This window comes from Streptomyces sp. NPDC002958 (genome assembly GCF_055563255.1).
Genome location: NZ_JBVHDS010000031.1, coordinates 51,968 through 63,164, shown reverse-complemented (window position 1 = coordinate 63,164; position 11,197 = coordinate 51,968). Strand labels below are relative to the sequence as shown.

9 protein-coding genes and 2 pseudogenes are annotated in these 11,197 nt (G+C 68.2%); 5 read left to right on the top strand and 6 right to left on the bottom strand.

All coding sequences use genetic code 11. From position 1 onward, the window contains the following. Window positions 1–194, bottom strand: a pseudogene (locus tag ACZ3IC_RS30910) (hypothetical protein); the annotation flags it as partial. 150 nt (window positions 195–344) lie between these two features. Between ACZ3IC_RS30910 and ACZ3IC_RS30905 the strand changes: the two are divergent. The 3 genes from ACZ3IC_RS30905 to ACZ3IC_RS30895 all read left to right on the top strand — a co-directional run bounded on the left by ACZ3IC_RS30905 (window position 345) and on the right by ACZ3IC_RS30895 (window position 4,204). Beyond that, window positions 345–1,379 (top strand): tyrosine-type recombinase/integrase, encoded by a 1,035-nt coding sequence (locus ACZ3IC_RS30905; protein ID WP_467421575.1) that lies wholly within the window; start codon window positions 345–347, stop codon window positions 1,377–1,379. Next, window positions 1,376–3,520 carry a tyrosine-type recombinase/integrase gene (locus ACZ3IC_RS30900; protein ID WP_467421573.1) on the top strand — a complete coding sequence of 715 codons (2,145 nt, stop codon included), beginning with the start codon at window positions 1,376–1,378 and terminating at the stop codon, window positions 3,518–3,520. The genes ACZ3IC_RS30905 and ACZ3IC_RS30900 overlap by 4 nt, the downstream gene beginning before the upstream one ends. Window positions 3,521–3,715: 195 nt before the next feature. After that, window positions 3,716–4,204 carry a protein-tyrosine phosphatase family protein gene (locus ACZ3IC_RS30895; protein ID WP_467421596.1) on the top strand — a complete coding sequence of 163 codons (489 nt, stop codon included), beginning with the start codon at window positions 3,716–3,718 and terminating at the stop codon, window positions 4,202–4,204. 38 nt (window positions 4,205–4,242) lie between these two features. Here ACZ3IC_RS30895 and ACZ3IC_RS30890 read toward each other — a convergent pair. The 4 genes and pseudogenes from ACZ3IC_RS30890 to ACZ3IC_RS30875 form a co-directional block, all read right to left on the bottom strand. Next, window positions 4,243–5,724: pseudogene (locus tag ACZ3IC_RS30890) on the bottom strand (ISL3 family transposase); the annotation flags it as partial. Window positions 5,725–6,326: 602 nt separating this feature from the next. Next, the gene (locus tag ACZ3IC_RS30885; RefSeq protein WP_467421570.1) at window positions 6,327–6,998 is read right to left on the bottom strand and encodes a hypothetical protein; all 672 of its coding nucleotides are present in this window, start codon (window positions 6,996–6,998) and stop codon (window positions 6,327–6,329) included. A gap of 229 nt (window positions 6,999–7,227) precedes the next feature. Continuing rightward, the gene (locus ACZ3IC_RS30880) at window positions 7,228–7,686 is read right to left on the bottom strand and encodes a hypothetical protein (protein WP_467421568.1); all 459 of its coding nucleotides are present in this window, start codon (window positions 7,684–7,686) and stop codon (window positions 7,228–7,230) included. Continuing rightward, window positions 7,683–8,291 (bottom strand): hypothetical protein, encoded by a 609-nt coding sequence (locus ACZ3IC_RS30875; protein WP_467421566.1) that lies wholly within the window; start codon window positions 8,289–8,291, stop codon window positions 7,683–7,685. Before ACZ3IC_RS30875 ends, ACZ3IC_RS30880 begins: the two co-directional genes overlap by 4 nt. A 553-nt stretch (window positions 8,292–8,844) precedes the next feature. On the opposite strand from ACZ3IC_RS30875, the gene ACZ3IC_RS30870 reads away from it, so the two are divergent. After that, window positions 8,845–9,246 (top strand): PDDEXK family nuclease, encoded by a 402-nt coding sequence (locus tag ACZ3IC_RS30870; protein ID WP_467421563.1) that lies wholly within the window; start codon window positions 8,845–8,847, stop codon window positions 9,244–9,246. A 197-nt stretch (window positions 9,247–9,443) separates the two neighbouring features. On the opposite strand, the gene ACZ3IC_RS30865 is transcribed toward ACZ3IC_RS30870, so the two are convergent. After that, the gene (locus ACZ3IC_RS30865; RefSeq protein ID WP_467421561.1) at window positions 9,444–9,632 is read right to left on the bottom strand and encodes a hypothetical protein; all 189 of its coding nucleotides are present in this window, start codon (window positions 9,630–9,632) and stop codon (window positions 9,444–9,446) included. 295 nt (window positions 9,633–9,927) lie between these two features. Between ACZ3IC_RS30865 and ACZ3IC_RS30860 the strand changes: the two genes are divergently transcribed. Then, on the top strand, window positions 9,928–11,172 hold the full coding sequence (locus ACZ3IC_RS30860) for an LLM class flavin-dependent oxidoreductase (RefSeq protein ID WP_467421559.1): 1,245 nt from the start codon (window positions 9,928–9,930) through the stop codon (window positions 11,170–11,172). The last annotated feature ends 25 nt before the right edge of the window (window positions 11,173–11,197 follow it).

Genomic DNA, 11,197 nt, shown 5'->3' with positions numbered 1-11,197 from the left:
GGCTCCACTTCGACGGACGCGTCCTGCTCGGCCAGGGCCTCCAGATACTGTTCCAGGCCGATCACCCGGTGGTTCAGCGCCTCTTCAGCTTCCGCAAGAGCAGCCCGAACCCGCTCGAACTCGGCCCGCAGTTCCTGCACCCGCACCAGAGCCGCCTTCTCACGGCTCTCCAGCACTGCCCACAACGACGGCATCCGCCACCTCCGCATCACCAGGACGAACACGACGGCCTCAGCCTGCCTGGAACACGAAGCAACCGCGACTGACCTGCAGAAACTCGCACATCAGATTCGGAAAAGAGACACCTTCTGAGCGGCACAATGGTGCTGACGGAGAAGTGGCCGGTGTTGGGCCGGCATGAGCAGGCGGCGGCCTGGTTGGCGATCTGGACCGATCTCGGGCGTGCGCCTCGCACGATCGATGCCTACGCCCGCGGAATGGCCGAGTACCTGCTGATGTGCGAGCGGGAGACTGTCGATCCGGTCACCGCGAACCGCGCGCATATCGCCCTCTATGTAAGGGAGTTGACTTCGCGGCCGAGCCGTCGCGGTGCGAACGTCGTCTCGATCGACTCGGGGTCTGGGTTGGCGAACGCGACGATTCAGCAGCGGCTGGTGCCGGTCCGCCTGTTCTATGACTTCCTGATGGAGGAGGGGCTGCGTGAGTCAAATCCGGTGGGCCGGGGCCGCTACACCCCTGGCCGCCGGGCAGGGGGCCAGCAACGGGGTCTGGTGCCGCGGCTGACGAAGCTGCCGTGGATTCCGAGCGAACAGCAGTGGCTGGGGATCTTGGAGGTCGCGCGGCAGGAGTCGGTCCGCAACCGGGTGATGCTGGCCCTGGCCTATGACGCCGCGCTGCGGCGCGAGGAGCTGTGCTCGCTGCGGACCGATGATCTGGATCCGGCCCATCGCACGCTGAGGGTGCGGGCGGAGACGACGAAGAACCGGCTGGAGCGGGTGGTGCCGTACTCGGCGTCGACCGGTGTGCTGATGTCGGCCTACCTCGCCCACCGGGCAACCGTCAGCCGGGCGCGGGGGCCGTTGTTCCTGTCGGAGTCCAGACGCAACTATGCTCAGCCGCTGACCTTGTGGACGTGGTCGAAGGTGGTACGCCAGATCGCTGTGACGGCCGGGGTCCCGCGGTTCTCCACGCACACCACTCGGCATCTGTGTCTGACCGATCTGGCCCGGATGGGCTGGGAGTTGCACGCGATCGCCTCCTTCGCCGGCCACCGGCACACCGACTCCACGCTCCAGTCCATCCACCTGTCCGGCCGGGACCTGGCCGACAAGCTGAGTCGCGGAATGGAGCACATCCACGCCTGGCGAATACAGATGCTCACCTCCCCGGATGGTACGACGGCGGAGGTCTCGCGGTGACCGCATCGTCGCTGGCCAGCGCCACCGGGGATGGGGCGGGACGCTGGTCCTGGCCGATCACCCGCCACCACTTCGACACCGTGGGTGCGGTCCGTCGCGATGAGATGCGGGCCGTCCACGAGCTCGGTGTGCGTAACCTGCGGCGGCTGCAGTACCACGATCCGTCCGCACCGGGCTGGCAGGTGATCGGGCGCCTGCTGGGACCGCTTGAGGCGGTCAACGCCTCACTGGACTCGCCGCCCACCCCGCACCGCCGACGCGCCATGCTCGACGTGATCGCCGTTCTGCTGACGCGATGCGCCGAGACCGGGCGCACCTTCTGGGCCTGGCCCGCGCAGGAATGGGTGCATCTGCTCGGCCACAGTCAGGCTGAGTTCCGCCAGCACGCGCCCGCCTGGGCCGGCGACGAGGTCCGCCCCTATCTCGCGGCGCACGCCTACCTGCTCGGCTCCTTCGACGAGTTCCACCAACTCGGTGGCTTCCAAAGGCTCACCCTGTCGTGGCGGATCTTCGGACGCGACCGGGTGAACGGCGAGATCTCACGGGTCCGCGCAGTCCTGGCCGCCTGGGGCTACCAACTCGGCCGGGACGACGACACGCTGCTGCCGATGGTGGTCTGTCAGCTCTTCCTGCTCAACCGCAGCCCACATCTCGAGGATCTGGACACCGCACTGTTCGACCGGGTCCGCCGCGACCGGCTGCTGGACGGCAGTCGGCTGAACACCCTGCACGCCATGCAGCGGGCCGTCGCAAACCTCGGCTTCTGCGCTCCGCCGGCCGCGAGCACAGGCCGGCATACGTCTCGGGCGACGGGCGGCGCGAAGGTCTGGGAACAATGGGCCGACCGCTGGCACGCCACCTCGACGCTTACCCCGCGGGTCCTCGGCAGCGTTCGGTCGAACCTGCTCAAGGTCGGCCGGTGGCTCGCGGCCGAACACCCCGAAGCCGCCGATCCGGCGGACTGGACCCGGCAGACCTGCGCGACCTGGATCGCCGCATTGGACCGGATGAAGGTCGGCGACTACATCCAGCGCACGGTCGGGCTGGGGGACCGTCTCGGCAAACCGCTGGAGGCACCCACCAAGGCCGGGCAGATCACCGCCCTGCGGACGTTCTTCCGGGACTGCCAGGAATGGGAGTGGCTGCCCCGCCGCTTCGATCCACTGCGCGCGCTCGCCATCCCCCGCAGCATCACGGCCCTCCTCGGACCCGACCCCCGGGTGATCGCCGACGAGATCTGGGCGAAGCTGTTGTGGGCGGGGCTGAACCTCGAACCCGCGGACCTTCCACAGACCCGGTCCGGGCACTTCTACCCTTTCGAACTGGTCCGCGCGGTGACGCTGACCAGGCTGTTCTCCGGCCAACGCAGCGATGAGATAGCCCGGTTGCGGGTGGGCTGCATCCGCTGGCAGCACGATGGGGCACCCATCGCCGGAGACTCACAGCAGGTCCTGGCCCGCGATGCGGTCTGCCTGCTCGACGTCCCGACCCATAAGACCGGCACCTCGTTCACCAAACCGGTCGACCCGTTCCTCGGCCAGGCCGTCGACGCCTGGCAGGCCGTCCGCCCGGAGCAACCGAGGTTCACCGACCGCCGCACCGGCGAGCATGTCGACCTCCTGTTCGCCGTCCGGGCCCGGCGCGTCTCCACCAGCTACATCAACAACACGATCATCCCTATGCTCTGCCACAAGGCCGGAGTCCCGGACGCCGATGTCCGAGGCGACATCACCAGCCACCGGGCCCGGTCCACCATCGCCAGCCAGCTCTACAACGCCAAGGAGCCGATGACGCTGTTCGAGCTGCAAGCCTGGCTCGGGCACCGCTCGCCGCAATCCACCCAGTACTACGCGAAAATCACGCCCAACACCCTCACGAAGGCATACACCGAGGCCGGTTACTTCGCCCGCAACGTCCGCACGATCGAGGTCCTCGTCGACCGCGACGCGGTCGCCTCCGGGGCCGCGGCCACCGGTGAACCATGCAGTACTACGATCTCGGTCACGGGCTGTGCTCCTACTTGTTCTTCGAACAGTGCCAGCACCGGATGGCCTGCGCTCGCTGTGATTTCTATACCCCCAAGGAATCGAGGAAAGCCCAACTCGTCGAAGCCAAGGCCAACTTGCAGCGCATGCTCGTGAGCATTCCGCTCACCGAAGAGGAACGCGCCGCCGTCGACGACGGCCAGAGCGCCCTCGATCGCCTTCTCGAGCGTCTCGCCGAGGTGGCTACCCCAGCCGGCCCGACCCCGAGCGAGCTCCGCGCCGAACCTGGTCGACTCCTGCCACTGACCGTCCGTTCACCTCCCGACCCCACCGACCGAAAGTGCTGCTGACATGCGACCCGCCCTCTTCACCATCGACCTCTCAGGCCCGGGACGACTGAGCACCATGGCCAGACCCCGCGGCAATGACTGGCTCGAAGACGAGATGGCCGCGCTGAACGACGCCGGCGTCGCCATCCTGGTCTGCGCGCTCACTGGACCCGAACTCGACGAACTCGGCCTCGCAGACGAACCTCGGCAAGCCGCTGCAGCCGGGCTGCAGTTCGTCGCGATACCCATCCCCGACCGCACCGTCCCCGACCTCACCACGATCCTGCCCACCCTGCGCGAACTCGCTGAACAGCTGCACGAAGGCGCACACGTCGTCACCCACTGCCGCGCCGGCATCGGACGCTCATCCCTCCTCGCTGCTGCACTCCTCATCCTCAACGGCCTCGATCCCGACACCGCCTGGAAACGGATCGAACGGGCGCGCGGGCTCGCCGTCCCCGACACTGTCGAGCAGCGAGACTGGACCATGGAACTGCTCAAATACGCATGATGTTGACAAATCAGATTCCACAGAATGATCCGGTTGACTGCCCCTTCGACCGGGCCGGAGTTCCAGTGGGTGGTCAGTCCGGCGGTCACGGCGTCGTAGTCGCTGTTCAGACCGGTGGCGAAGCTACTGATGCCGGGGAGGTTCGCGGCGGCAGCTTGGTTGATCCAGGCGGGCAGGTCGGTGCCGGAGAGCGTGGTGAGCATCTCGGCGAAGGAGCTGACCAGGTCGGCTGCAGTGGCGAGTTCAGGGGAGCGGGCCAGTACGGCCTTGCGGAGAAGCTTGTCATCCTCGGTGAGGGTGCCGGGATGCCGCGTGAGCAGGCCGGTGACCTGCCGGACCGACGGAGTCGGCGGGGGTGGAGGCGCCTTCTCGTAGTCCGGGAGGGCACGGCGGATCCAGTCGCGGACGAGGGAGTAGTGCCCGCGCCAGCCGCGTTCGGTGATCTCTCGGTGGAGGTCGAGGATGGTCACCTGGCCTTGTTCCTCCGTCCAGCGGTGTTCCAGGTAGGGCTTGAACGGGTCGAGTTTGGTGCGGCGGGGCGGTTTCCGGCCCTTGACCATGTTCTGCCAGCGGGCGGCTCGGGCGTATCGCTGGACGGTGTGTCGGCCCCAGCCCAGGTGCTGAGCGATCCCCCGCAGGCTCATGCCCTGGGCGAGGAGTTCGTGGACGAGCGCGTGATGAGCGCGGGCGCGGTCTGCGAACTTCCCCGTCGGGTTGTCCCCCTTGACCTCGTCGATTTTCTCCTCGTGGTCCGGGCCGTTGTGGTCAGCGGATTCCTCCGGGAGTGGGGTCTCCCAAGCCGGCTCGGGTGCGGTGGCGTCGAGGGTGAGGGTCTTGAGGTGCTCGCGGTAGGCGGCGACGGTCTTCTCGGTCGCGGTGGCCAGGTTCTGCCAGAGGTGGAAGCGGTCGGCGACTTGCTGGGCCTGGGGTGCGGCGGTAGCGGCCGCGTCGGCGTAGGCGCCGGATCGGTCTCTGCAGATCACCTCGATCTCCGGGTGCCCCTCCAGCCAGGGGATCAGGGTGTCGGCGTCGCGTTCCGGGAGCAGGTCGAGTACCTGGTGGGTGTCGGCATCGATCACGACGGTGCCGTAGACGTGGCCGCGGCGCAGGGCGAAGTCGTCCACACCGACCGCGCGGGGTGCGGTGGCCGCCGGGTCGGGCAGGTCCATGACGCGCCGCAGGAGTGTGCTGCGGCTGAACGGAACACCCAGGTGACCTGCCATGCGGGCACCGGCCCGGCCAGCCAGCGCCAGGCCGAGCACCCCGAGAGTGTTCCTCAGCCGCTCGGCGACCTGCCCGTGCCGGCGCGTCAGCCCAGGCACCTGCTCTACGAACGTCCTGCGCGGACACGGCGCGGAGTCGCAGAAAAACCGCCTCACCCGCAATGCCACGGTCACGGTCCGCCCCGCGGCCGACAGGTCAACGGGAAAGCGCAGGTAGGAGCTGTGGACGCGAGCGGCCTCCTGCTCGCAGCCGGGACATGCCACCGCTGGAGGCGTGCACCGGGCCTCCACCCGCATGCCCGGACCGGTGCCGTACACGGCCGTGACGGCCAGCCCGGAAACTCCGGGGAACAACAACTCCTGTATCGCATACGCGAGATCGTCCACAGCGAACGAATCTCGACCGAACCACCCGCACGAGGAGCGAAATCCGGGCGATCTCCCGACCCGTCACTCAACCATGAGCGGTCACGCTACGTAGCGGAGTCACGGAACTTGTGCCATCAGACCCAAGTTCTGGCCCCACCAAAACGGTGAGAAGTGGCTCCGCCAGGTGTTCGACTGCCGGGCCCGTGGGTGGTCCACGCACAAGCGCAGCCAGCGAGAAGAGGCCGTCAGGGGCCCGGGTGATCGGTCGTCCGGGACGATCAGCAGCAACACCATGCAGCAGCCGCAGGCCCTGGCCGACGGCTGCTCTCACAGCTATCGCACCTCACAGGGCAGCGCGCCTACCTGGGGAAATGGGCTGTGAGACTCACAGATTTCAAAGCGCGCGGGGGCGGCCGGCGCACACCTACGATTCCTGTCTGTCTCACTGGACGCGGCCGCGCATCTGACCTGCCGCACTGGCGCGCGAAGCGATCTCAGCCGCGACGGTCAGGGGCACGGGAGCGTGCTTCTCAGGAGTGGGGTGTCATTCCTTGCGGGTCGCTCTGGGGGGCGTACGTCTTCATTGCCTTGTCTGTCATGAGTGCTGAGATCCGGAGCCATTCCTGGTGTTCCACTTCGGCGGTGCGGAGCCATTCCTCGGCTCGGTAGCTGTCCAGTGCCTGCCCGGCGATGTCGCGCTGGTATTCCTGCGCGTCCTCAGCGGCGCGAGCAACGTCCTGGACCGTCATCCCGGTGGCCTGTTCCTGTACCCGGGCGCGGTAGAACCGGGCGGTGCTGGGGGCGAGGGGGACGGGTTCTTCGAGGGGATGCAGCCAGACGGCGGGCAGGACGGTGTAGGTGATGGCGGCGGGGAGGGTGACCTCGTTGCCGTCGGTGTCGGTGACGAAGCCGTCGATCTCGTACTCGGGGCCGGCGGGGAGGTCCAGAAGTTCGATCTGGTCGGCGGTGAGGCGCAGGGTCACCCGGTTGGTGGTGGTGGCCTCGTAGCCGTCGACTGTGGCGCCCTCGGGGTCGATACCGGTGACGGTGAGGTCGAAGCGGTCGCCGCGGCGCAGGTTCAGTCGCATGTCGGCGGCGAAATCGGCATGGGTGCGGGGGATACGGTGGCGGAGAGCCGGCGGCAGTCGCTGGGGGACCTTGACCTGGTAGGTCTCGCCGATCCGGATGTCCTGGATGCGCATGACGACCTCCTGAGCCCCTCTCCAGCCTCCCCCGAGCCGTCCCCAACCGCCAAGGCCGGGGACGAGGAAGCGCCGAGCGGCAGCCCGGTAAAGCCCGCGGCCGGAACGTAGGAGATGTCCTCTGACACCTGATCTTGACCGATTGCCATGGGAGTTTGACCGGCCTGTCGGCCTGCCGCCGGGACTCAGCGGTGAAAGTCGTTCGTGTCCGGGTCAGCCGGAAGGCGACTCAGTCGGTGCGGCTGCCCGGCGGGGGCCACGGCCCGTCGACAGCCGGCCCGCAATCCAGGGGTAGGTGAGCGACCACCACCGCGCCAGGGTCCGGGGCGAGGCGGCGGGCGGTCCGCGGACGCGCGGCCTCGATGAGGCAGCGGGCGAGGAGGGTGATCTGGTGCGGGGCCCGCCGCAGGCCGGTGGACCAGCGGCGGGAGGCGAAGACCCGACGGCCGGCCGCCGAGAGGACCGCCGCGGTGTTCGCCGCGACGAACAGCACCCGGGCCGCCGTGCCGACCGGCCCGGCGACACATGCCCCCGCCGTACGCAGAGCCGTGTCGGCTTCGGCCCCGACCCCGTACGGGGCGACCACCATGGCGTCGGGGCCTGTCCCGGCGAGTGCGACCAGGGCGTGCTGGTGGTGGCCGCCGAGCCGGTGGGCGTACGGCTCGATCAGCACTAGCGGCCCGGTCATCCGGCGACCGCCTGCTCGCCGTGCGCGGTGGTGAAGCGTTCCAGGAGCCAGGCCGGATCGTTCAGCGTCTCGAACCGCCCCGGCTCGCGGGCCGCGTCGCCCGCGAACGCGACGCCCTCGCGGGCGCCGGCGGTGGCGTAGTCGGCGAACTCGCCCTGCCCGCCGGAGGTCCAGGCCGCGATCCGCTGGGTGCTCTGTGCGTCGTCCATCCCGTACTCACTGCCACGCGCGAGCATCGCGCACTCGCGGAAACCGACCTTCCACGCGTGATACGGACTCTGGTTGATCCGCGTCGTCCCGGCCACCTCCTTCGAGAATTTGATCCGACCCGGAAGCGCGGCCAGCACGTCGACGGCCTCGCCGAGCTCCCGCAGTGCGGAGCGGCGGACCAGCTTGAGCCCGCCGTAGCCGTAGACCAGGCCGTTGAGCGGGTTCACCGCCCGCCACACCCGCAGCGACACCCCTTCGGCCAGCGGCTCGATGGCGCAGACGGCGAACTTGGTGTCGATGCGCCCTCCCAGGCCGGCCGACAGTACTGCTCCACCGCCTGTTTCCGGTCGCAGCAGGCCGAGGACACCGTATGGACGACGCGCGAATGCGTTCAATGCGGCACAGCGTTCCGTGTACGTGGGAAGGAGCACCGGGCCGGGAGCCGCTCCTACTGCTCGCGCGCCTGCCACCTCGCCGCGACTGCGGCGCCCTCCCACGCCTGCGCACAATGCGGGACCGAGTTCCGTCCGAAGAACGCCAGCAATCCGGCCGGCTCCCTCGGGGGCGCGGTTCTGCTCCAAGATCTGCTCGGGGCTTGCCCAGCGCACCCGTATCACCCGCACCTGTCTCCAGTGCAGTGCCCAGTTTGAGATCAAGCTGTCCCGTGTCGAGAACGGCCGCGGCTCGTATTGCAGCAAGGTGTGTCAGACGCTTGCCGAGGGGGCCCTCGACCGAATCTGCCGGGGCTGCGGCCAGCCGTTCCGAGCGCCGCGCAGCGTCATTGAGAAGGGCTGGGGCGCCTTCTGCTCCCAGCCCTGCACGGCCCGACGGGCCACCCGTAAGTGCCGCGTCTGCGGTGTCGAGTTCACCGTGAAGCAGTCCGTCGCCGACGAAGGTCGCGGAACCTGCTGCTCCAATGCATGCCGCCACCTCGCCAAACAGAATCGGGTGCGCAAGACGTGCCCTCACTGCGGTATCGAGTACACGGTTCCCGCGTCCCTCAAGGACAAGCGGCGTGTCTGCTCCTGTGCCTGCTGGGTGAAGATCATGGGCACCGATCCGGGACGATCGGCGATCCTCGCTCGCGCCCGCCACGACCAGCTCACCACCCGGGCCCCAACGCGCCCAGAGCGCATCCTGTACGCCCTTCTCGACGAGATGACGGCAGCCCATGCTCCGGATGCCCGATGGGAGCGCCAGTACCGACTCCTGGGCCGGTGGACCGTCGACGCGGCTATCCCGTCGCTCCGTCTCGTGCTCCAAGTCGACGGCGACTACTGGAACGGCCTCCTACCAAAATACCGAGAAGACCCGCGTGTTCTCGGCAACATGGCCAATGACGCCTACTAGGACCGCAAGCTCACCGAGGCTGGCTGGATCGTGCTCCGCTTCTGGGAATCTGACCTGATCCACGAACTGCCCACCTGCACCGAGCGCCTGCGGGCAGCCATCGCGGAGCGTTGAGCTACGGGCTGGCCTCCACCGTCGCCGCTTGCCGGGCTCTGGCCCGAGCGCCGACGCTGCCGACCCGGGGTTGGCCTGCGCTATCAGAGTTGGATGGACTCCGCAGGGGAGGGCAGGCGGCTCTGGATCAACAGGCTGAGCCGCCTCCTGCCAGCGTCGCCGCTGAATCCCGAGGCAACCGAGCCGACCTTCCAGAAGTCGGCGCCCGAGCGAGTCGACAGATGGCCGTCGTTGTCGACGGACTCACCTTCCAGGGTGGGAAGGTCCTTCATGACCCCCGCGTACGCTCCGGGCTGGCCGAGCCGTCCGCCATTGCTCCGGACGACTTCGGCTACTTGGGGCAGTACGCGGTGCAGTCTCGGTCACGGTCTGGTCGGAGGTGGCGCCAGCCCCACCGCCTCGCGCTTGAACTCCGTACATGCAGGCACGCGGTCACATGTGTGGGACACCAGATACGTGGCGAAAACCCTATGTTGGCGCCCAAAGAATCCATGCCGTCGCGAATCTAGGTTCTCGTGTCGAACCCACTGCCCACGTGCGGCAGACCATGAAGGGAACCGCATCGCCATGGTCAACGTCATTCTCCAGCTCTACCCCCAACTTGCCGCAACTCGCGAGGAGCGCGTCGCCAAGGCGCCGCTCGGCCGTGACTCGGGCCTCTACCAGCAGGCGGTCCGGGACATGACCGACATCGTCCTCGCCGCCGAAGAGCTCGGACTCTGGGGCGTGTCGGCGATCGAGCACCACTTCCACTCGGAGGGCTACGAGGTCGGCCCCAACCCCGGCCTCCTCAACGCGTACTGGGCCAGCTTCACCGACAGGATCCGGGTCGGCCAGCTCGGCTACACCATCACGACCCACAACCCGCTCCGGGTGGCTGAGGACATCGCCATCATCGACCATCTGACCCAGGGCCGGACGTTCGCCGGCTTCTCCCGCGGCTACCAGCAGCGCTGGACAAACGTCATTGGTCAGCACTACGGGAGCAAGGCGACCAAGTCGCCGACCGGCCTGACCGAAGACCAGCTCGCGGCCATGACGGACGCTGAGAAGCGGGCGCAGTTCTCCGACGACGCCATCAACCGGAGTCTGTTCGAGGAGAACGTCAAGCTGGTGATCGACTCGTGGACCCAGGACAGCGTGGAGCGCAAGGAAGGACGCTGGCAGGTCCCGTTCCCGTACGCCGACGGTATCGAGTGGGGGATGTCGGCCACCCGTGAGCTCGGCGCTCCTGGCGAGATGGACGACGACAACCGCATTCGTCGGGTCAGCGTCGTGCCCAGCCCGTATACCAAGCCGCACCCGCCCGTGTTCGTCGCGAGCAACGCGAGCATCGAGACCGTGACCTTCTGCGGTCCGAGGGGCTACATCCCGTCGTACTTCTCAGCCATCAGCACGGCGGAGCGGTTCGGCCAGGCGTACGTCGACGCGGCCGCCGAGGCAGGCCGGACCTACGCGCTGGGCCAGAACCAGGCGCTGTGCCGCTGGCTGCAGGTGGCTGAGACCGAGGCTGAGGCTCGCGAGAACATCGTGAAGTACGACCTCGACATCTTCCGAGACCTCTATACCGGGACGACTCCACTCAAGATCGGCGACGACCCGGTCGACTCGGTCATGAACTGTGGCATGTGGGTCGCCGGATCTATCGACCGGGTGCGCGACCAGTTCGTCGAGCAGTGGAGGCGGCTGCCCGCCGAGTACCTCGTGATGCCGTCGCACTTCGCGCAGCAGCCCAAGGAGGAGGTCATCAAGCAGCTCGAGATCTTCATGACCCAGATCAAGCCGGCGCTCGACGAGCTGACGCAGTACTGAGCAGCAGACAGACGGCAGGAGGGTC

Excerpts from the sequence above, each read along its gene's own strand:
- ACZ3IC_RS30895 (WP_467421596.1), top strand. The coding sequence starts at position 3,716 with ATGCGACCCGCCCTCTTCACCATCGACCTCTCAGGCCCGGGACGACTG.
- ACZ3IC_RS30885 (WP_467421570.1), bottom strand. The coding sequence starts at position 6,998 with ATGCGCATCCAGGACATCCGGATCGGCGAGACCTACCAGGTCAAGGTC.
- ACZ3IC_RS30880 (WP_467421568.1), bottom strand. The coding sequence starts at position 7,686 with ATGACCGGGCCGCTAGTGCTGATCGAGCCGTACGCCCACCGGCTCGGC.
- ACZ3IC_RS30865 (WP_467421561.1), bottom strand. The coding sequence starts at position 9,632 with ATGAAGGACCTTCCCACCCTGGAAGGTGAGTCCGTCGACAACGACGGC.
- ACZ3IC_RS30860 (WP_467421559.1), top strand. The coding sequence starts at position 9,928 with ATGGTCAACGTCATTCTCCAGCTCTACCCCCAACTTGCCGCAACTCGC.